Origin of the sequence: Dapis purpurea BLCC-M126, from assembly GCF_050015975.1 — a bacterium.
Classification (GTDB): Bacteria; Cyanobacteriota; Cyanobacteriia; order Cyanobacteriales; family Microcoleaceae; genus Trichodesmium.
On the sequence record NZ_JBNHER010000006.1, the window covers coordinates 124845 to 146284 of the forward strand.

The following is a 21440-nucleotide window of genomic DNA, read 5'->3' on the forward strand; positions in this document are numbered from 1 at the left end:
TCAAATGAAAAGTGCTGTAAGTTTTGTTAATTCTCAAATACAGCAATGTAAGGCTGCAAAATCCTGAAAACTCAGAGCGATCGCTGCTAATTGCTCTTGAAAGTAGGCAACATATTCCATAAACGACCCCAGATATTAGAAGTGCTGAAAATTATGCAAAAACTAGCCAGTATGATTAAGGAAGCAGGACTACCATCATTGATATTAGGTACTGAAGTAGAAACAAAGAATACATTATCAGAAATATTCTCAATTTCGGTGTTCAACTTGATAATATCCGACAACTGAAAGTCCTCTAACCATTCTGAAACAGACACCTCACCTAACTCCCAATTATCAAGCTCAGTATCATTTTCATACCAGAAGCGATCGCCATCTCGCAACCGGGAAAACTGGTCTGCTAAAATTGCCTCATTCAACTCCCCAAGACTAGCATCTGGTAAATTATCCTCTGACAACATTCCTACCCACAGGTCAATATCGTCAACATTATCATAAACTGACTCTAATGCTGCCACTACTTCCAGATCAGATGAAATGTCACTAAAATTATTCTTCCTACCCAACCCCAATGCTTCTCTGACATCATTATAACTACCCAAACCATGATCGCGACCACGCTGAATATTCAGAGATGCCAAATCTGAACCATTTGCCACTGGTCCACCACTAGGAGGACCAAATAATAGATTCCGCAGATCGTCAACTATTTTTGCGTCTGTTTCCTGCTGTACCTGGGAAGCTAAACCACGCAATAGAGGTTCTATTCCTCCTTCTTTTGTTATAGGATCTAGTCGGAAGAACGCCTCAGCTAAACTGAGGGCACCCTCCTCAGTCGGGGTTCCATCTTCATTTAAACGTGGTAGAGTAGAACTAATTAAAGTGTGCCCTATACGAAAACCAGCAGTAGAAAATTCTGTACTGATATTAGGATTAACAGTGGAGTCGTATCCAGCATAAGGGTCAAGAGTTACGCCCAAAGCAGGTAAGAACTCATCATAAGTAACTTTCTGGATTTCTGCACCTACTATTTTACGCGCCCGTTGATAAATCTCTTCATCGCGAGCAATGGGGTCTAAAGGTAAGTCTGTATGAGTAGCTTCAATAATTTCCGCAATACGGTTATGTTCCCGTACCCATAAAGTGTGCATTGATGCTAAGGCCGCATTTTCATTAGCTCTGGCATCTCCAGCAACAAAAGTGCTTGCACCAAGGACTCCTTCCATTGCCATGTGAGGAGCATTTGGAACGCCTCCCGCGGTTGGCAGCAAATCTCCTGTAGAATGCTCGGTAACTTTCAATTTTCCATTATCAAAACTGCGCAACCAGTCAGCGCGTTCTGTATCACTACCGTAGACATTACTACCATCTATCCAAGCAGTAATTTCATTGAATTGTTCGCGGGGGTTATCAGTGCTAGTGCCAGTAGTTTCATCAAATAGTGACCTGGTAACAGGAATAAATGAATCTGGTGTAAAAGTTGCATCGCCGTTAGGAATAAAAACGTTAATAGTTTCTGCTGTGTTACCTGACTGTAACTCGCTCAAGGTAACATCATGGTCAAGAAATTGTCCCCATAACCATGTATAATCACTTAAATTCCGATTGTTGAGGATAGATTCTGATTGGTTAAATATAGTATTACTAATTACTCTAGGATTTGGACCATCAGCTAATTCTTGTATTCCATCTGCATAGTTTGCTGGTGTTAAACGAAGTAAGTTTTCACCAGTTTGACCATATTCAATATTATCTAGGTTATTGTTACTACCGTCAATTGTACGAAAATTCATGTTTATACTTATTTTTTTTCAACTAAATCATTATACTTCTCAGCTTTACTAAAGTTATGCAGTTTTTCAGAATATTTGAATCAAGATATGATAAATAACCGCATAATTACTGAGAACAAATGCTATAAATAACTTTCCGGAAAGTTTAACAAATATTTATAATTTCCTTTAAAGACTCATAAAACTTATATCATGTTCGGTTTAACAGTTATAAATAATTAGGGAGGAGTCAGGAGAAAAGAATATATTAGGAGAAAGAAATGTTTTTATCACTACAGGACTTACGCATAAGGTACGAAAAACTAGGATTTGAGATTGCTATCCGTTCCGGACTGCTCCGCGAACTCTGTAGATCACAATTAGGAAAATAGGTTGTACTGCGTAAGTCCTGATATCAAATCCGGTTAATTGCACATAGAATCTGGTCATAGGATATGTCTTGATAATTTCTTCAATTACTTTAATAGATATCTCTCTAAATTCCTCACCGGAGAGTAGTTAGGGGTTGGTCTCCATCTTCCCATCTCCCCATCCCCCTATCCCCCCAACCATATAATAAGTATTCAACCGGATTTGATATGACTAATTATCCGGACACGGTGTTATATCATGTTCGGATAATCACTTATAAAAAAGTTTTTGTTTGTAGTAGGGCTTCAGCCCTATCTACAGTTCGGGCTGAAGCCCTACTACGAGCTTTAGTTATAGTAACTATTTAGCCTAACATGATATTATATCAAATCCATTAGCATTGCTATAATTGAGATAGTTAATTAGAAGTCAGAACTCAAGTATAGAAGAGAATTTAGAAAGATTTGCTAATGACTGAAGATGAAACATTATTTTATACCGAATTAAGCGAATTTAATATTACGAACCCTAACCAATAAACCAGTTTTTTCCCTGATTATTGTCTTTTAAATCAGGGAATTTTTCGATCTTAGCTAAGTTTAAGAATCAATTCTTAGACTATTAAAATTTTTTGTTATGAGTATTGTTATTATCCTATTTTAATGTTTTAAATGTCTTAATTTGATGCCCATTATTACTTCTTTCCAAAGGCACAACATCATGGAAGTGTGAGTAATCAAAATAGCGTTTACCATCAGTACCTATAGACATCAAATCCACAAAACGTTGATGCCAGATAATCTTGTCTAATGTATAAACATGACGAGTATGAATAGTTTGAGAAACAGTTTCATCTAACCCTGTAAGGGTGACAAAAAATCGAATGTCTTGATTATTTAAGTCTCTAAAGTCATTTTCAGACCAACCATACAGAGGGCTATTTTCATCAATGTGGTGCATTACTGACCAGGTAAGAGCAAGCATTGGTGTTTCAGAACGAACCAATTCTAAATCGCAGAGTCGTTGCAAAGAATGTCCTTCTGGAGTGACTTCTTGATTAAGTAATATAGTTAATCTGACTTGAGCTTCCACTATCCAGTTTTGGCGTTGGTTAGCAATCCGAAACATGAGGGTAGGTACGCCATTGTAAGGAGAAATAACTGCAACCCTACTGAAAAGAACTCGCGCTGTTGGTAATGAGAAGCGGGCAAACATTAACCCTGTAACCATTGCCATGCCGATTAAACCAATAAAAACTTCTATAGCTACTAATATATGAGTATACAGATTTGTGGGATACATTGCACCATAACCAATCGTAGCCATTGTTTGTATACTAAAAGAAAAAGCATCAATAAAAGAAGCTGGTTTAGCATTAGCAATTCCTCCATCACTTCCCAAATATAAAAAGGCAAAGAGAGTGTTAATTACAGAATAACAACTGATGATTATTACCCATAGCTGTTGCCAAGAAATTGTCATTAACCAATGGTAAAAATCACTCCAGTAAAAGTGAGTAACCCCTAACACCCTAAAATTCACAGAACCAATTTTTCTGACAACAGTTTTTTGTCTGTTTTTTTTCATTATAAAAATGCTAAAAATGATAAATTATCTTGATTGGCATTGCCAAAGCAGGGAAAATGAGTCAAACTAAAAGTTATGTAAAAAAATATCGACTATAAATAAACCCAAAAATTTAACTTAGGCAAGCTTAACAAATTATAAATAGTTAATTTATACTGACTATGGCGAATAGTGACAAGAAAAACCCTAATTATAATCCTAATAGTATACATTATATTGACCTAGATTTAGAAAAATTTGCAAATCGTCTGGCTAATAATGTGGAACGGAACACTTTTATCCAAGAAACTATTGATAATATTAGACACTATCTTCAAGTAGACAGAGTGGTATTATACTACTTTTATCGTGAGTGGAAAGGACAGGTAACGTTTGAGTCTTTGAGCGATGGGGAGCTATCAATTTATGGTTCAACAGGAGCTGATGAATGTTTTAATGATGAATATGCTGCTATGTATCAACATGGAAGAGTACGAGCAATGGAAAATATTGAATTAGAACCAATACATTCTTGTCATCGAGACTTTCTGCGTAGCATACAGGTTAAGGCTAATTTAGTAGCACCAGTTCTCAATTCTAGGAGCTTATGGGGGTTGCTAGTTGCTCATCAATGTAAGAATATACGTCCTTGGTTAAAGTCTGATATAGAAGTTATGCAAAAAGCAGCTATAACTCTAGCAACTGCACCAATTATTAGAGATAGCTAATACAGTTTCACGACAGTCAAAAGTCAAAATTCAAATTTTATCGGCTCAAAACTTTTCGCTGCGCAACATGAAAAGCGCTACAGTAATTTCAGGAAATTATTTCACATCCAAAGTTTGAAACTATTCCAAAGTTTTAAACTATTTGATTTGCAGTATTCTTTTTTCAAAATGCTAGAATTTAATTCCCTACTTTTATAAAAACTTATTTATAGGGAATTTTATCTCAATCAGAATGAGTTAATAACTCATACATAGGTGATAAGTAGTCGTGCAAAATAAATTTCCTAGTTGATAGAGAGAACAGGGAATAGGGAGAAATAATTGATAATTTATGGATAATATTGGAGATGTATAATAAAATATGTAATTAATTTTGCATAAGCACTTACCTGAATACTAACATTAAAAGCTACTCTTATTTTCGATAAATTCATCTAAATCTGGCACATTTACCCAAGTAGCAGTTAAATTAGATTCATGGGTTAAATCCATTAATAACTGGGAATAAACACCTTCTCTCAGAGATGGAACTACAGATTTTCCTGCTTCTATTGCCTGTACCCAATTATCAACTACTCGAATAAAAGGTGCAATTCTACCATCAGAATAAACTTTCGGAAAATCTAACCTTTCAGGAATATTTATTTCTGCTAAATTCTCCCCATTTTGAGAACCCCAAACTTTAAACCCATGTACATAATCTTTTTGATTATTACTACCAACAATTAAAGTACCTTTACTACCATAAACTTCTACCCAATGACCTCGCCCTTGATAGGTGACAGAACTAATACAAATTTGACAAGGAGTACCGTCTGCTAACTCTAACATAATATTACAAGTATCATCAGCATCTACTCGTTTTAATTGGTCTCCTACAGTGGGATCAGGACGAGTTTTAATAGAAGTATTAAGTTGTCCCCAAAGTTTTTTAGCAGGACCAAAGAACCAGTTAATATAATCAAAGGTATGGGAAGCGATCGCCCCTAATGCACCACCTCCTTTATCTTTTTGAGAATACCAATTCCAAGGACGACTTGGGTTAGCACGACTTGATGCTAACCAATCAATTTTAATTAGGCGTTTATCCCCCACATATCCATCTGCTAAAATTTCTGCAAATAGTTGCCAAGCAGGAATATAACGAAATTCAAAGTCCATAGTTGCTACACATTTATTCGTAGCAGCAATATGATATAATTCTTGGGCTTCTTCTGCTTTTAAAGTTGTGGGTTTTTCTAACAATAAATGTTTACCTGCTCCTAATACTTGCTTTGCCATTTCATAGTGTAGAAATGGAGGAGTAGAAATAGTTACGGCACTAACTTCATGTATAGAAATAATCTCATCTATGGTATTACAAGCATGAGGAATATTATGGTTTGATGCGATTGATTTGGCTTTTTCTAAATCTGGATTATAAACAGCTAATACTTCAGTTTTGTGATGTTCTTGTAGACCTGGTATATGTACTTTTTGACCAAATCCTGTACCGATAACTGCTACGCCAATAGTTTGATTGTTCATTGTTTGTTAGGAAGGAAGAAGGAAGAAGGAAGAAGGAAGAAGGTAAATTTTTAGTGTAAATAATAAAGTGGTTGTAGTGCGGGTATCTTGTCCGTCACGAGTGTACCTCAATGATATGAAACACACTGTATTACTGCTTAACTATTACAGCACATTTTTCCTGACTGAGGTAGACTTATGACAGGCAAGATGCCTGTGCTACAACAATAGAAATTCATATAAATAAAAATATAGGAATTACAAATTATTACTTTTGACTTTTGACTTTTGACTTTTAACTTGATCGATTACCCATTCTATTACTTGTTTCCCCAGGTTAACATTATCAAGTAAATCAATTTCTCTAATTCCTGTTGGGCTAGTAACATTAACCTCTGTGAGATAACCACCAATTACATCTATACCAACAAAATATAAACCATCTGCTATTAATTTAGGTGCTAAATACTCACAAATTTCATATTCCCTTTCTGTAATTTCTGTCTGAGCAACCCTACCTCCTACTGCCATATTTCCTCGGAATTCTTTACCAGTAGGAATCCTATTTACCGCTCCAATAGGTTTACCATTCAACATAATAATTCGCTTATCTCCTTCTTTTGCTTCTGGTAAATAACTCTGAACCATAACAGGTTCTTGACCTTGTTTGGTACTAATTTCTATCAGGGAATTAAAATTTCTATCTGTGGGTTCTAAAAATAAAATTCCCTCCCCAGCTTTTCCTCCCAAAGGTTTCAAAACTGCTGCTTCTTGTGACTCTAAAAATTCTCTAATTACCTGTTTATCTTGACTGACAATTGTCTTCGGGATTACTTTTGTAAATTGCAAAGCATACATTTTTTCATTAGCAGCGCGTAACCCTTGAGGAGAATTTATTACTAAAGTTTTTTCTGGATTAATATAGTCTAGAAGATAAGTAGCATAAAGATAAGGAATTGTTACTGGTGGATCTTGCCTCATCAATACAGCGTCCATGGACTCTAATGGTTCCAGCATAGTTTTTCCTAAGTCATACCAAGGGTTACTTGCCACCCAATGATTTTCTATCCTTTCAACTGGGATCAAATGTGCCCGCTTAATTGTTGCCCAGGTTTTACTATCAATAATAGTTAGCTGATTAATTTCCGTTATCCAAACTTCGTGACCAAATTCTTGAGCAGCTTCCATTAGTGCGACGCTACTATCGTGAACTGGGTTGAGTTTATCTATGGGGTCTATGATGAATACAAATTTCATCTTTTTTTTATTAATTAGTTCAAAATATTTTTAGTCATCAATTAGGGGGAAATAATCCTCTTAAAACAAGAATTACCCCTAAAAAATAATAAATTCCAGTAAAGTTATTTTGTTACCGAAATTAATGTTATGCTTCTAGAAATTGGTCTAGTTTCCCTTGAGCTTCTAATCTATGTAGCTCATCACAACCACCAATATGTTGGTCATTAATAAAGATTTGGGGCAAAGAACGACGGCCATTTGCTCTCACGGCCATCTTTTCCCGTTCTACATCATCCCCATCTATGGCGTATTCTTGATAATTTACTTGTTTTTTCTCCAAAAGGGCTTTAGCACGAATACAGAATGGACAACTTGACCAGGTGTAAATTTCTACGTTAGCAGACATAATTAATTACTCATAAGCAATATTTCTTAACTGATTGTAATATTAACTTGCTGTTTGGGAATGTTTTTAGATTTTAGATATTTTTTTCTGTCTTTATACTAGCTATAGCAATCAGAAATCAGATGTGAGAATTGAAGTGTTTCTTAAAAGAATAGAGTTTAGCAGTTATATTATATCAAATCCGGTAGCATTGGTATAATTAAATAGTTAATCTAGGAGTCAGGAGTCAGGAGTCAGGAGGGAAGAGAATTTAGAAACATTCGCTCTTGGATGAAGATGAAAATTTTTTTTATACCGAATTAACCGGATTTGATATTATTCATATATATTCATTTTTCCCTCTACCCTGTTCCCCGTTCCTCACTCCCTATTCCCTAAAAATCTCCAATCTCTCACCACTCAAATCATGTTGCTATAGATATAGATACTAGGAAATTAATTAGGGTTTGCTGATTAAATCTAAAAGCATTTATAGATAAAGCTTTTAGCCTTTTTAAGTCTGGAAAAAGTACCTGGTTTTTAGCTCTTGATAGTCAAAAAGTTAGGATTTTGGGTTGACCATAGCAGAAAAATCAAGGGCTAATTCTTCCTCCTGCCTCCCCGCTCATTCCCCATTCCTCCTGACTCCTGACTCCTGACTCCTGACTCCTACCCTAACCACGAATACTTTTTTCAGCAAGCTCTAATTAAACTTCAATACAATGTCCTTGAAATTAGACATATACCCTCCTATCTTAAACGAAGAGGATGAATCCTCTGGAGTTATTTTAGTCCTCCAGGGACTTGAAATAGACAAGTCAAAGTATGTTGCCATAGCATCCGAGTTGAGTCAGGATAAATTCTGGGTTATTGTACCCAACTGCTTTCCTGCCGGAAGAAATTACCTTTGTCCAGATGAGAGTTCTGTAGCAAAGGTTCTTTCATCGCTGGACTTTTCAAAGTTTCAGGCTCTTGAAAAAGCTCTTCAAAGGGGAGTTGTGTTGCTAGGGCATTCGGCTGGTGGAATAGCTGCCTTCAGAAGTAATGAGGCTAATTCTTCAGAATTACCCTATAAACTAATTGCGATAGTTACTTATGGTTCAAACGCCCCATCCAATAACAAGATTACCAGCCCATTACCTCCTCTGCTGATGCTATCTGGGGAAAAAGACTCAGTAATTACTTCTGAAATTTCGAGAACTGCATTTGAGAGAATATCAGCATCAACAAAAACCTTCATTGAGTTGGCAGGGCTTAACCACTACAGCATAAATGACTCTCCTCAACCTATTGGTCCCCCTACTGAGGATAATATAGCTGATTTCTCTAATCAAGACTCGGTTAGGCTGATATCCTCTGTTGTTAGCTCATTTGTCCGTTCTGTTCAAGCCCAACAGGAGAACTGGCTGAGTTGCCTCGATCAAGACATTGTTGAAGCGATCGTGTATTCTGAATACAAATGCTAGATTGACCATTACGCATAAACCATATATGTAGTGTTCAAAAACTGTAACGGTATAGTTTTTTGCGCTATATGTAGTACTCATGCGTAAGTCCTGATTTTTTTGTAATTATCATATAGCCAACACATCAGAAGATTCGCACTGCTCTCTTCTACAGTGTGCGTTCATCGGAAAAGGTAGAGAATACAGAAAATTGTAGAATTCAACAACCTCTAGAGAAGTTCCATGGAACTTCCCTAAATTATGGGTGGTTGACTATGAAGCAATAACATAATCAATAAGCTGCGCGAGTCGTTGACGCAAAGTTTCTAAACCAAGTCCCTGAGCAGCAGAAATAAATACCGCCATGGGATATTCTTCGTTAGCGAATCTTAAAGTATCTCCATCTACTTCATCAATTTTGTTAAAGGCAACTAAAGCAGGTCCTGGAGTTTCAGGCATTTCTGCTAAAATAGTCATCACAGAACGTATTTGACTTTGCCAAGCGGGATGAGACAGATCGACTACATGAAGCAAAGCATCTGCATCTGTAACTTCTTCCAGAGTTGCCCGAAAAGCATCCACCAGAGTAGGAGGGAGTTCGTGAATAAATCCCACCGTGTCAGTAATCACAATTGTAGTTGGTTTACCAGTAACAGTTTCAGGAACAGTCAGACGACGAGTAATAGGATCTAGAGTAGCAAACAATTTGTCTGCTGCATAAACTTCTGAATTAGTAAGTGTATTTAATAATGTAGATTTACCAGCATTCGTATATCCTACTATTGCGACTGTTGGTACTTCTTGACGTTGACGATGTTGGCGAAGACGGGAACGATGCGCTTGTAACTGATTTACCTCTTTCTGCAACCGAGATATGCGTGCATTAATTGCCCGACGTTCTGTTTCTAACTTAGTTTCACCAGGTCCCCTAGTACCAATACCACCACCAAGACGAGACATTGCTTCACCTCTACCCGTCAGACGAGGAATAGTATATTCTAGTTGAGCAAGTTCGACCTGTAATTTTCCGGCGCGAGACTGAGCGCGTTGGGCAAAAATATCCAGAATAACCTCGGTACGATCTACAACTCTAACACCAATTTTTGTTTCTAGGTTGCGTACTTGCGCAGGAGACAAGTCGCGGTCAAATACAACGAGGTTAGCTCCCACAGTTTGAACGCTCAGAGCAATTTCTTGAACTTTACCCTCTCCTACGACTGTCTGGGGATGGGGATGAGATCGCTTCTGATGTACTGTCTTTAAAACTTGACCTCCAGCAGTATCAACAAGTCGAGCTACTTCTGCCAATCCATCTTCAAATTGCTGATTAGTCATTTTATCTATTTTTAGCCCCACCACCACCACTAAATCTTGCTCAGAATCAACTTCTTGAGCAATAAATTCTCGCTCAAATTCTGCTTCCAATCCATCAACCAAGTCGATAAAGTCTTGCTTGGCAAGCATATCTAGACTCAGAGGAGGTGAAATACTCCAAAACTTCAACTCTTGAAGATCGCTATTTTCACGTTCGTGTGCAGGAATGGGTAATAGGTGAGCTAGATAAGTTTGTTTAATGTAACCTGTTGCTCCTCCGCCACGACGTTTAAACCCTTCACCTGTGAGGGTTAGCATCACCATAGCATCAAGTCGTTGAATCACCATTGCAGTCAGAGCAGCTTCGGAAGGCACTTCTGTTTTCAGGTTAGTAGCGATACAACGAATACCACTCAGACGACCTGCACCATAACGGGGTAATTCCAGAGGTGGAATTTGGGTTTGGCGCGGTGTGCCAATTCCCACCCGGATAATTTGTCCCCTACGATTAATGTATACGCAGACTGGTTGGCCAACTTCTGTACTGATAGAGGCTACTCTTTGGGCAAATTCGGAGGTAGTTAAGCGATCGCCTGGTAATCGCTGGTGATATAACTTTTGCAGTTGTTTAAGTTGGTTAGATTTTAGACCTTGCAGATTTCCGTAGATGGTTTCGATAGGCATTCCTAGCCACGTTTTTGTGGCCCCTCTTTATACTACATTGACTATTATAAATATTCAATTATAATCAAAATTTTTTAAATCAACATAATTTTTTTCTTACTATATGATATATCAAAGATGATTTGATAGGACAAGTAAATATAGCAGTTCTTTAATATAAGAGGTACAGTTTTAGATCCCCCCCGCCCCCCTTTTTAAGGGGGGAGCCAAAAAAAAGTCCCCCTTTTTAATGGGGATTTAGGGGGATCGTGAATGTAGTTCATAACTGTGGGAATTGCTATATGTTTAATTTCTTAATGGAAAACTCTTCTCCACCAACTGTTCAAGAAATTGCTTTTGCTTTTCGTCGTTGGGGTTGGGTTGGTTTTTGGGTACAAATAGTATTTGCTTTTATTCCTATTATCATTTTGATATTTGCCCTATTTTTTACTAATAATCCTGACTATACTAGACCAGGAAATTTATACATAGGAGAATTTTTAGCCTTTGGTTGTCTATCAGCACTCATTTTTACTATTTACTGGTGTTTTCGTTATGTACAGTTATCTAAAAAGCTAGAAAATCCCCAAATGCGCCCTCCAAAAGCAGACGTAATTCAATGTTTATGGATTGGGTTAATTGCTAATATTTTAGGAATGCTTTGTGCAATAGTAGTTGCGATGGGTAAAGTAGCAACCTTGTTATGGCAAATGTTATCTATTCCCCAAGGAGCCTCAGTAATTAGCACTCCTGGAAGTAATCAAGCCATAATTAACAGAGGTACTTTAGTTGTACCTTTAGATATGGTAGGGGTACAAGCGATGTTAAGTACCATTGCTGCTGAGTTAGTGGGTATTATAGTTGCTTTGTGGCTCTTAGGTTTAGTTAGTCAACATCATTCTCAGCATTCTTGACATAAGAAAAGAGGGAACAGGGAAAAGAGAACAGGAAACAGAGAACAGAAAACAGGGAAGAATAATCGATCATTTCTGGATAAGAATGATTTTACTTTTTATTTTTGGAGATGTCTAATAGTCAAAAGTGAGTAAATTATCAGTAGTGAAGTAAAAATCAGTCCTTAATGACTCTTAAATCTCATTTTCCTGTCTTGCTAAACTAACTTAATGTTTTCCTACTCCCCTACTCCTTACTTAACTTAATTTAATATTGAGACAGATCCCATTTTGGATCTATTACAGTGTATAATAAAGATAAGTGGGGCACAATGTAAACCTCACTATAAAATCCTGCCAAGGGAATACCCTCAGTGAAGTTCCGACTGCCTTAATTGAATATGGGAAACTATCACTGTTGAGCTTTTCGGCTGTCGCCGACATGAAACGCTGCGCTACATTAAACACGACATAAAAAGCGTAGTTCCTTCAAAAGAGGCAAGCGATAGCGTCAATGACAGGAGCATCACAGACGATTAAATTCTCGTTGACTGGAGGTAAAAAATATGACTGAAAGATTATACTTGTTAATTTCTGGCTCAGTTTTTGCTCTAGTTGGATTGTTTCACCTAATAAGGCTTATATATCAGTGGTCTATTCAAGTAGGAGTTTTAGGGATTCCACAATGGCCATCATTGTTAGCTATTGTAGTTGCTGGCTTCCTATCAATCTGGGCTTTTCGTGTAGCTAGTTATCTTAGCAGTTCTCCTAGTTCTTCTCACTGAGTTAACAGTCCTAAACTTATTCTAAATTTATCTAGACTACAGTTAAGCCTAAATTTTCCAGGTTTTATATTATGTGCCCCCTTCGGGGGAGCTACGAATTGCGGTTAAATAGTTATTATAATTAAAGTTCGTAGTAGGGCTTCAGCCCGAACTGTAGATAGGGCTGAAGCCCTACTACAAACCATATACTTTATTATAAGTGATTATCCGAACATGATATTAGTCTGGATATAGTCATTTGAAAAAGTTAACACACAACTGATAGTGTATAAATATTTATATATTTACGCTATCAGTAATGTAGAAAATTTTTGGTAACACAAGCATCCTACTTGTTAGAGGCTAGAAGCCTCTGTTATAAATGTACCTCACCATCCTCAAAAGTGCTGTAATTTATGGTTCTTAATTTCTACCTTTCCCCATATTCTCCACACTTGTTTGATATCAAAGGTAAAAAACCTACTTTTGTAATCTTCCCCCTCTTCCTCCTCTTCCCTCTCTCCCCCCTCTCCCGATCAAGGATACTTTGGTAGCAAAGGAGAGTTATTTTTTGAAATTGAACGGTATTACTTACTCCGCAAGCGATAACAAATCGCTTTATCAAACTTAACTACTTCAAAATTATCATCAATATTAATCGTTGTTTCTCCTCCTCCTAGAAATAAATAACCGTCAGGTTCTAATAACTGTCGAACTTGGAAAAGAATATTTTGCTTGGTCTTAATATCAAAATAAATTAATACATTTCTTAAAAAGATTAAATCCATTTTTGGTAAACTATTCCATGTTTTACATAAATTTAATTGCTGAAATACTACCTGATGACGAATTTCCGGAATTATTTCCCATTCCTTTCCCTGTTGCTGAAAATATTTATTCCGCAAATTAACTGACAATCCTCTATTAATTTGATGCTGATTATAACGTCCAGTTCTTGCTAATTTTAGCATTTGCTCAGAAATATCAGAGGCAATAATTGAAACATTCCAATTGTTAATTATGGGAAAATGTTCTTGTAATAAAATTGCTATACTATAAGGCTCTTGACCAGTAGAACAAGCAGAAGACCAAATATTAAGAGAACGTTCTATTTTTCGCTTATTTATTAATTCTGGTAAGATGAATTTTTGCAGAGCTTCAAAAGGATAATTATCCCGAAAAAAAAATGTTTCAGTCGTCATCAAAGCTTCAATTACCCGTTCATGTAAATCATTCCCAGGATAAATCCGCAGTTTAGCAATTAATTGACTCACAGAATTAAGCTTTTCTGAACTAGCTATAGGTGCCAAACGAGACTCAACAAAATAAACCTTATCATCTGGTAAAACAACCGATGTTTTTTTGTCAAGAAGTTGACGAATATATTCAAAATCAATAGAATTAATAGCCATAATTATAGAGTAGAGAGCCAGGAAAAAGCTTGTATTAGGGCTAAATCCCTAATTCATAGATAGGGCTAGAGCAATTCTACAAACAAAAATTTTTTATTACTTTTTATCCCGAGATAATACCAGTATATAAAATTATAGCGGTTTTCACAAAGGTAGACTACAAAATTTATTCCTTCTCTCCTAGATAACTAAAGCCTTCTTTCTTCTTCCTTTAAACCTAAATCTCTGTACTCTATATTAATGAAAACTGCTATAAGATAACAATGGGAAAAAATCTTCTACTTTCTGCTTTCCTAAAATATTTGTATGGGTTTGGTCTCCAAAGACATTCAAATATACATGATATAAATAATTCAGGTTGAAAGTATATTATTTTTAGTCAAAAAACAGCAAAAAAATTCCTTTTAGTCAATCCTATTCTTTTTAAGAATAGGTAATTGTTAATTTCTGAAATAAAAATGCTGAAATTATTCTTCCTGTTTCCTAATTTCAAGAGAATTTTACTCATAACCACGGATAGGAATTTTATGTTAATTAGGACTTATACAGAAGCCGGGTTTATCGAGAAAATTTCCTGATTTGAACAACAATCTAATGTTGGGTTGAGGAATCGAAACCCAACCTACTGGATTGTTTCATCTTAAATGATGCAATAGAAAGTTGGTCTGAGATTGCTTCACTGGCGTTTGCTATCGCAAAGCTGCGCTAACGCAATGACAAATCTAATGCACAGTTTTAGCTGAAACAGTCCACTACTACTCCCAATTCCCTCATAAATTAATTCTACCCATAATCTCTTCAGCTAATTTATTTAAAGGCAAAATCTTATCGGCAAGTCCCGCATTAGCAACCATTCCTGGCATTCCCCAGACCACACTACTAGCTTCATCTTGGACTAAAACTTGTCCTTCCACTTCACGAATAGAAGCACAACCATGTAGTCCATCTTGCCCCATACCTGTTAATACAACTCCAAGTACACCGCCTTGATAAAGTTTGGCCACCGAACGAAACAAAACATCTACCGCCGGACGACAGGAATTTTCAGGAGGGGTTTGTGTCGTCTGAATGCGAACCTGTGTACCTTCCCTCACTAAAACAATATGATAATCCCCTGGTGCAATCCAAGCTTCTCCAGATTTAATCACATCTCCGTCTTTCGCTTCATGGACGGAAATTTGACATTGAGAAGATAGCCTTTCTGCTAACCGGGTGGTAAATACAGGAGGCATATGTTGGACAATGACAATAGGAACCCTCAAATTTGCCGGAAATCTAGGTAAAAGCTCAGATAAGGCTTCAGGTCCTCCTGTAGAAACCCCAATAGCTAGAATCTCTACTTTGGAGGACAAGAACCGAGTGGGAGTCTTTCTTTGCTCTGAAGTAATAGGTGGAGCTAAAGACTGTTTGGGCAAACTACCTCCACGGCCACAGAAAACTTGAATTTTAGGAATTAATTGTTTTCGGATGTATTCAAGAGCTGCCTCTTTGCTGCCCATATTAGCAGGTTTAGTAACGTAGTCATTAGCTCCTAAAGTTAGAGCATCCAATGTAGCCATTGCCCCTCGTTCAGTAATAGCACTAAACATAATTACTGGGAGTTGTTTATAGGTTTGTCTAATTCTTCTTAAAGTTTCTAAACCATCTATTTCTGGCATCTCCACATCAAGTATGATGAGGTCAGGGTTAACTTGGGGAATCTTTGCTAAAGCGATGTGGCCACTTGGAGCTACACCTACTACTTCTATCTGATCTGACTCAGATAGTACATTGTTTACCATTCGGCGAACAATTACCGAATCATCAACAATGAGAATACGGAGTTTAGGCATAATAACTCAATCATAACTTTGATTTTTTCTCCAGCCTCTCAGCATGGAAATTTTGGGAATTACTTATATAATTTCACGGAAGTTAAAAGTTAGTAGGGGGGATTTTCTACGGAATCCTCGGCAAATGTGAATCACCTGTACAAAAAATTGTATACGCTTAAAACTTTGAGAATACAGTAACTTGAGGAAATTATTTCATATAGTTTGAAACTATTTTTGACATCTTTATTTAAGGTGAATTGGTATTACTACTTATTTATCTACTTAATGAGTGAAGTATTGAGAGTTTTAGTGCTTTGCTCAAGCACTGGAGTAGGATATTCATGCGGAAAGCAAGATAGTCCCTCTGGCAAACAATTGAATCTTTTCAAATGTGATGGATCAAGATTCTCCTACTAGAATCTAATTTTCATTTAATACTTATGGAAACAAAATATGGCTTTAATTCTAATTGCAGATCAATCCCCACAAGAAAGAAAAAAACTTCGCAACATGGTTGAAGAATTAGATCATATTGTTGTTGAAGCAGATGAGGTTAACTATACAAAAGACTTGATTGAAGTCCATCCTATTGATTGTGTTTTACTGGATAAAAAAATGGTAGACGAAAGTGAATTACAACTTTTTTCTCTCCTAGAAAAGCTAAAAATTCCGGCGATCGCCATTTCTGATGATAATATAGAAACTCCTCGAGGAGCTTTTACTATTGTACCACATTCTCTGTCCCCTAATCAATTAGCAGAATTTCTTGCCATTGCTCTTAGTCAAGATACTTCTTTGAAGTTAAATCATACTCCTAATTCTTCTGTTTTATCCTCTACTCAACCCTCATCTTCTAACGAGAATGGGCAAAATATTTTCAGTATTCAAACTTTGCAAAATCTCTTAGCTATTGCCATTGATAAAGCTGGAGTAACCCTGAATGAAATGACTGATTTTCCTATTATTTTCCAAGATACTAAAGTAGAAGATATGAGTTATGAAAACTTACAAAAACAATTAACTAAAATTTTTGGCAATGAAAAAATTTGTGTGACTCAGTTACCATTTTTTGGAGGTTTTTCAGGAACATCTCAACTATTTTTTCTCGCAGATAGTGCTAAAATTCTCACAGAAGTATTAACAGGAGAAGAAGCTGGTAGTGAAGATTTTGAGCAAGCACAAATGGAAATGTTAACTGAAATAGGGAATGTGGTTTTAAATACTGTTATGGGAACTATGAGTAATGCAATGACAAAAAACCTAGAATATTCTGTTCCTCAATATTTAGAAGATACTCTCGATCACCTTTTAGAAAATATGATCAGCTCTTCTGCTCAGACTATTCTCTTAGCACAAGCTCACTTTACAACTGAAGAAAATGAAATCAAAGGAGATATTATTCTTTTCTTTCAAGTTGCTTAATTGTTTACAGAACTTATGTATTCAAAAGCTAAGTACAGGACAAACATTGAAGAACCTGGCAAAAATCAGATTCATATTGTTCTAATCTACATTCCACACTTCATAGTGTAGTATAAAAAGATACATTAATCATCATCAGAATTTTAGCGCACAAATTAATTGTCAAGTGAGCCTTAAAGTATTGTTGATGAACCTAGTACCGCTACGCGGAATTCTGAATTCAGAATTCAGAATTCTGAATTCAGAAGTTTTGATTGGTAAGGCTTTGAGTATTTTTTCACTGGTAACATATTTCCGTCATCCTGCACTAGGAGTTCTGTTGGCAGGAGAAAACATAGGAGTAAATATACTGCCGTCGAGAGCATCAATCAATTTTCTCAATTCAGGTATTGCGCTCGTCATCTGGGCGGTGCTCCAACTCTCCTTAATCGATTATTTATTTGACTTTGAAACAGCCCTGCCCTTTTAAGCTATGCTTTATAAACATCTTTCTTAACATAAAATTTGACATGCGCAGAGAAATTATGAATTTGCTATTCAATGGATATTTAGGAAGAATAAATGTATTTAAAAATACGTTTTTTTTCCTGCAAGCCGTAATGAATGCGCTCACTCTGCCCCCACCCCCCCATCTCCCCATCCCCCCATCAGAAAAGGGTTTTAGGAGTTCCTTATAAGGAATAGCCTTTTAAGGGGATGAAAAAAATAAATTTCAGCATTTCAAACCTCTAGCTTCAGTCTGAGGTACTGATAACTGATAACTGATAACTAAAATGACCCAAATTCTTAAAGCAACTACCCAATTTAACTTAGTCGATCATGTTCCCGTTGGTTTATGCCTACTCCGACAAGATTTTGTTGTCCTATGTTGGAATCGTTGTCTAGAAAATTGGACAAAAATTTCTAGGCAGGAAATCATAGATCGAAATCTTTTAGACTTTTTTCCTCACCTCAAACAACCCAAATATCAAAGTCGTTTCCACCAAGTTTTTTCGGGAGGATTTCCTGCTATTTTTTCTCCTCAATTACACCCTTCTTTAATTCCTTGTTTCCTTCCCAATGAACAAAGAAGAATTCAACAAACTACCGTTAATGCTATTCCCAATGATGATGGTAATGGTTACTATGCTTTAATGTCTATTCAGGATATTACTGATTTGACAGATCGTATCCAAATTTATCAAGAAGAACTGAAAAAACGCCAATCAATACAAAGAGAATTAGAACGTTCTAATGCTGAATTAGAAAATTTTGCTTACCTTGCTTCCCATGATTTACAAGAACCTTTACGAATGGTTACCACTTTTACTCAAATGTTAGGCCAACGTTACAAAGATAAATTAGATGCAGATGCTAATCAAATTATCGATTTTGCGGTAGATGGAGCTATGCGAATGCAGTCTCTAATCCACGATTTACTCGTATACTCAAGGGTAGGTAGGCAAGGCCAATCTTTTGAACTAACTGATTGTGAAGAGGTTTTGGATACAGCGTTAAGTAATCTTCAGTTGTTGATAGAAGAAACTAATACCAATATTTGCCAAGACTCCTTACCTACTGTCATGGCAGATAAGTCCCAATTAGTTCAACTATTTCAAAATATCCTCAACAATGCTATTAAGTATCGTAGCGAAGAGCAACCAAATATTAAAATAGGCGTTCGTTCAGAGGATGGCTATTGGCTATTCTCAATTAAGGATAATGGTATTGGTATTTCTCAGCAGTATTTTGAGCGAATTTTTCTGATTTTTCAACGATTACATACCAGACAAGAATATCCAGGAACAGGCATTGGATTAGCAATATGCCAGAAAATAACTCAACGTCATCAAGGGAAAATTTGGTTAGAGTCAGAATTAGGAAAAGGTTCAACATTCTATTTTACTATTCCTCAATTTATGTCAGCTATGTCAGAATAGGGACTTGCGCAAAAATAAAGTACCAGTTAAACAAGCTGTACTTAATAAATAGTAAAACCTGATTGGTACATTAATAAACCGCAAGTCCCATAGATGTATTTTTAAACTCTATATTAGAGATTTAATGCTCAATTTTGTAATTAAAATAATGGTTCAAAAAATTAAAGAAATTAATGTCCTATTAGCAGAAGATAATCCAGGAGATGTGTTTATTATCAAAGCAGCTCTCAATGAAAATGGTATCCCTTGTCAACTAGCTGAGGTATCAGATGGGGAAGAAACTATGAAGTTTCTTTATCAAGAAGGAAATTATAGCAATTCTATTCGACCTAATGTAATTATACTAGATTTGAATCTTCCTAAAAAACATGGATTTGATGTCTTGAAAGAAATTAAAGAAAATGAGGAATTAAAAACTATTCCTATCGTTATTTTAACCTCTTCCAAATCGGAAAAAGATATTCTTAAAAGTTACTCTCTCCATGCTAGTTGTTATCTGACTAAACCCGTTAATTTGTCAGAATTTACGGCAACAATCAAATCTTTAAAAAACTTTTGGTTTAAATTTGTGCAACTTCCTTGAATTTCTAACTACTTTTTAGTAAGCATTTCCTGCGTAATGCTACGCAAACAGCGGTCATATATCAGCTATCAGCTATTTTTTAAAGACGAAGTAAAATTGAAAAATTGAGCAAAAATTCTAAGTTACTGTCAAAGTAGATTAGCTAATATTTTTCCTATTTCTGCTAGAAATATATCCAAAGATGTAGGTATATCTGCTTAAACTTCTGTTTAAGCTTCTATTGCCTAGAAATGACTAAGGATGTATGATAAACAAGAGAGAAAAGCTAGAGATAAGAAATGATGAACCAGCAGTTAATTTCGATTCTTCTTGTAGAAGATAATTTAGGAGATGCTTTTTTCCTGCAACAACTTTTGAAAGAATCTCAAATTAGTAAGTTTCAGGTAAGTCATTTTGATTATTTAGCAAAAGCTATCTCTCATCTAGAAAATGCAAGTTTTGATGTAATTTTATTAGATTTACTTTTACCAGATAGTCAAGGATTAGAAACCCTTTTAAACATTCAACAGAAAGCTGACAATATTCCTATTGTGATCTTAACAGGAATGAACGATGAAGAACTAGCGATGGAAGCTGTGAGAAAAGGAGCGCAGGATTATCTGATTAAAGGACAATTCACAACCGATATTTTAACTCAATCAATTCGCTATGCAATTGAGCGAAAAATCATACAAAAAGAACTGAAAAAACGCACAGAACAATTAGAACAAAGCAACCAAGAACTGAAAAAAAGAACACAGGAATTAGAGGCGGTTAATAAAGAATTAAAAGCGTTTAGTTATACTGTTTCCCATGATTTACGCAATCCTCTAACCAATGTAAAAGGAATTCTCTTTCTTTTGCAAGAAAAACATAAAGATAGGTTTGATACCCAAGATGAAGAATGGCTTGATATAATGAATCGAAGCTGTAATCGAATGAATCAACTGATTCAGGATTTAATGTTATTTTCTCATGTTGAAAAACAAAAGGCTTATTTGAGTGATGTTAATTTAAGTTTATTAGCTAATCAAATTATTCAGCAATTAGAGATGAAATATTCTGACAAAAAGGTAGAAGCTATTGTTGAATCTAATATTATGGCAGTGGCAGATGAAAATCTTATGTATATTGTTCTCGAAAATCTATTAAGTAATGCTGTGAAGTATAGCCAAAAACAAGAAAAAGTTAGAATTGAAGTGGGAAGTTTTTTTAATCATGAGTCACAAGAATTAGAAAATAATCAAGGTGAGGAAATATCCCAAAAACAGTTAGCGTATTTTGTTGCTGATAATGGAGTAGGTTTTGATATGAAAAATGCAGATCAACTCTTTATTCCCTTTGAGCGGTTACATAATAAAAATGAATTTGAAGGTACAGGAATTGGGCTGGCAACTGTGCAACGAATTATTAAACGTCATGGGGGAAAAATTTGGGCGAATTCAGAAGTTGGAAAAGGTTCAACTTTCTATTTTACTATTCCTAATTATTCTCAAACATTGGTTTCATAGAATTCAAAATTCAAAAGTGAGAATTGAATGGCTTAATTTAGGATTCAGAATTTAGAAATAAAGTTGAATTATTACAATAGACATCTCCAAATAATAAAATCCATTATCAATTATCCATTATCAATTATCCATTATCAATTATCCATTATCCAT

Annotated in this window: 16 protein-coding genes; 8 read left to right on the forward strand and 8 right to left on the reverse strand. The window is 35.7% G+C overall.

All coding sequences use genetic code 11. The annotated features are described in order from the left end of the window. Positions 1-86 precede the first annotated feature (86 nt). Positions 87-1793 carry a peroxidase family protein gene (locus ACP6PL_RS01830; protein WP_426541927.1) on the reverse strand — a complete coding sequence of 569 codons (1707 nt, stop codon included), beginning with the start codon at positions 1791-1793 and terminating at the stop codon, positions 87-89. A gap of 1005 nt (positions 1794-2798) precedes the next feature. After that, positions 2799-3731, reverse strand: a complete 933-nt coding sequence (locus tag ACP6PL_RS01835; RefSeq protein WP_426541929.1) for an ion channel — start codon at positions 3729-3731, stop codon at positions 2799-2801. Positions 3732-3892: 161 nt separating this feature from the next. Between ACP6PL_RS01835 and ACP6PL_RS01840 the strand changes: the two genes are divergently transcribed. Continuing rightward, a complete protein-coding gene (locus tag ACP6PL_RS01840) occupies positions 3893-4438 on the forward strand; it encodes a GAF domain-containing protein (RefSeq protein WP_426541931.1) in 546 nt (181 codons plus the stop codon). A 402-nt stretch (positions 4439-4840) separates the two neighbouring features. Here the strand turns inward: ACP6PL_RS01840 and ACP6PL_RS01845 are convergent, their stop codons facing one another. The 3 genes from ACP6PL_RS01845 to grxC form a co-directional block, all read right to left on the reverse strand. Then, positions 4841-5965 carry a Gfo/Idh/MocA family protein gene (locus ACP6PL_RS01845; protein ID WP_426541933.1) on the reverse strand — a complete coding sequence of 375 codons (1125 nt, stop codon included), beginning with the start codon at positions 5963-5965 and terminating at the stop codon, positions 4841-4843. A 237-nt stretch (positions 5966-6202) separates the two neighbouring features. After that, positions 6203-7201 (reverse strand): glutathione synthase, encoded by a 999-nt coding sequence (gene gshB, locus ACP6PL_RS01850; RefSeq protein WP_426541935.1) that lies wholly within the window; start codon positions 7199-7201, stop codon positions 6203-6205. Positions 7202-7328: 127 nt separating this feature from the next. After that, entirely contained in the window at positions 7329-7589 is a 261-nt protein-coding gene (grxC, locus tag ACP6PL_RS01855) for a glutaredoxin 3 (RefSeq protein WP_426541937.1), read from the reverse strand. A 701-nt stretch (positions 7590-8290) separates the two neighbouring features. Between grxC and ACP6PL_RS01860 the strand changes: the two genes are divergently transcribed. Continuing rightward, on the forward strand, positions 8291-9034 hold the full coding sequence (locus ACP6PL_RS01860) for an alpha/beta fold hydrolase (RefSeq protein WP_426541939.1): 744 nt from the start codon (positions 8291-8293) through the stop codon (positions 9032-9034). Between the two features lie 252 nt (positions 9035-9286). Here the strand turns inward: ACP6PL_RS01860 and hflX are convergent, their stop codons facing one another. Further along, complete coding sequence (gene hflX / locus ACP6PL_RS01865) at positions 9287-11011, reverse strand: GTPase HflX (RefSeq protein ID WP_426541941.1); 1725 nt, start codon at positions 11009-11011, stop codon at positions 9287-9289. A 281-nt stretch (positions 11012-11292) separates the two neighbouring features. Here hflX and ACP6PL_RS01870 point away from each other — a divergent pair, with 281 nt between their 5' ends. Next, complete coding sequence (locus ACP6PL_RS01870; RefSeq protein WP_426541943.1) at positions 11293-11904, forward strand: DUF3611 family protein; 612 nt, start codon at positions 11293-11295, stop codon at positions 11902-11904. Positions 11905-12449: 545 nt separating this feature from the next. Beyond that, complete coding sequence (locus ACP6PL_RS01875; protein ID WP_426541945.1) at positions 12450-12668, forward strand: hypothetical protein; 219 nt, start codon at positions 12450-12452, stop codon at positions 12666-12668. Between the two features lie 566 nt (positions 12669-13234). Here ACP6PL_RS01875 and ACP6PL_RS01880 read toward each other — a convergent pair. Together ACP6PL_RS01880 and ACP6PL_RS01885 are read right to left on the reverse strand one after the other, a co-directional pair. Further along, the gene (locus tag ACP6PL_RS01880) at positions 13235-14059 is read right to left on the reverse strand and encodes a CheR family methyltransferase (RefSeq protein WP_426541947.1); all 825 of its coding nucleotides are present in this window, start codon (positions 14057-14059) and stop codon (positions 13235-13237) included. Positions 14060-14829: 770 nt separating this feature from the next. Beyond that, positions 14830-15891, reverse strand: a complete 1062-nt coding sequence (locus ACP6PL_RS01885) for a protein-glutamate methylesterase/protein-glutamine glutaminase (protein ID WP_426541949.1) — start codon at positions 15889-15891, stop codon at positions 14830-14832. Positions 15892-16326: 435 nt separating this feature from the next. On the opposite strand from ACP6PL_RS01885, the gene ACP6PL_RS01890 reads away from it, so the two are divergent. The 4 genes from ACP6PL_RS01890 to ACP6PL_RS01905 all read left to right on the forward strand — a co-directional run bounded on the left by ACP6PL_RS01890 (position 16327) and on the right by ACP6PL_RS01905 (position 21287). Next, positions 16327-17295 (forward strand): hypothetical protein, encoded by a 969-nt coding sequence (locus ACP6PL_RS01890; protein ID WP_426541951.1) that lies wholly within the window; start codon positions 16327-16329, stop codon positions 17293-17295. Between the two features lie 773 nt (positions 17296-18068). Next, complete coding sequence (locus ACP6PL_RS01895; RefSeq protein ID WP_426541953.1) at positions 18069-19214, forward strand: PAS domain-containing sensor histidine kinase; 1146 nt, start codon at positions 18069-18071, stop codon at positions 19212-19214. Between the two features lie 148 nt (positions 19215-19362). Then, entirely contained in the window at positions 19363-19797 is a 435-nt protein-coding gene (locus ACP6PL_RS01900) for a response regulator (protein WP_426541955.1), read from the forward strand. Positions 19798-20075: 278 nt separating this feature from the next. After that, the gene (locus ACP6PL_RS01905; RefSeq protein WP_426541957.1) at positions 20076-21287 is read left to right on the forward strand and encodes a sensor histidine kinase; all 1212 of its coding nucleotides are present in this window, start codon (positions 20076-20078) and stop codon (positions 21285-21287) included. Positions 21288-21440: the final 153 nt, after the last annotated feature.

What these genes read in the sequence shown, in the direction of transcription:
- ACP6PL_RS01830 (WP_426541927.1), bottom strand. Translation starts at nt 1,793, where the DNA reads ATGAATTTTCGTACAATTGACGGTAGTAACAATAACCTAGATAATATT.
- ACP6PL_RS01835 (WP_426541929.1), bottom strand. Translation starts at nt 3,731, where the DNA reads ATGAAAAAAAACAGACAAAAAACTGTTGTCAGAAAAATTGGTTCTGTG.
- ACP6PL_RS01840 (WP_426541931.1), top strand. Translation starts at nt 3,893, where the DNA reads ATGGCGAATAGTGACAAGAAAAACCCTAATTATAATCCTAATAGTATA.
- ACP6PL_RS01845 (WP_426541933.1), bottom strand. Translation starts at nt 5,965, where the DNA reads ATGAACAATCAAACTATTGGCGTAGCAGTTATCGGTACAGGATTTGGT.
- gshB (WP_426541935.1), bottom strand. Translation starts at nt 7,201, where the DNA reads ATGAAATTTGTATTCATCATAGACCCCATAGATAAACTCAACCCAGTT.
- grxC (WP_426541937.1), bottom strand. Translation starts at nt 7,589, where the DNA reads ATGTCTGCTAACGTAGAAATTTACACCTGGTCAAGTTGTCCATTCTGT.
- ACP6PL_RS01860 (WP_426541939.1), top strand. Translation starts at nt 8,291, where the DNA reads ATGTCCTTGAAATTAGACATATACCCTCCTATCTTAAACGAAGAGGAT.
- hflX (WP_426541941.1), bottom strand. Translation starts at nt 11,011, where the DNA reads ATGCCTATCGAAACCATCTACGGAAATCTGCAAGGTCTAAAATCTAAC.
- ACP6PL_RS01870 (WP_426541943.1), top strand. Translation starts at nt 11,293, where the DNA reads ATGTTTAATTTCTTAATGGAAAACTCTTCTCCACCAACTGTTCAAGAA.
- ACP6PL_RS01875 (WP_426541945.1), top strand. Translation starts at nt 12,450, where the DNA reads ATGACTGAAAGATTATACTTGTTAATTTCTGGCTCAGTTTTTGCTCTA.
- ACP6PL_RS01880 (WP_426541947.1), bottom strand. Translation starts at nt 14,059, where the DNA reads ATGGCTATTAATTCTATTGATTTTGAATATATTCGTCAACTTCTTGAC.
- ACP6PL_RS01885 (WP_426541949.1), bottom strand. Translation starts at nt 15,891, where the DNA reads ATGCCTAAACTCCGTATTCTCATTGTTGATGATTCGGTAATTGTTCGC.
- ACP6PL_RS01890 (WP_426541951.1), top strand. Translation starts at nt 16,327, where the DNA reads ATGGCTTTAATTCTAATTGCAGATCAATCCCCACAAGAAAGAAAAAAA.
- ACP6PL_RS01895 (WP_426541953.1), top strand. Translation starts at nt 18,069, where the DNA reads ATGACCCAAATTCTTAAAGCAACTACCCAATTTAACTTAGTCGATCAT.
- ACP6PL_RS01900 (WP_426541955.1), top strand. Translation starts at nt 19,363, where the DNA reads ATGGTTCAAAAAATTAAAGAAATTAATGTCCTATTAGCAGAAGATAAT.
- ACP6PL_RS01905 (WP_426541957.1), top strand. Translation starts at nt 20,076, where the DNA reads ATGATGAACCAGCAGTTAATTTCGATTCTTCTTGTAGAAGATAATTTA.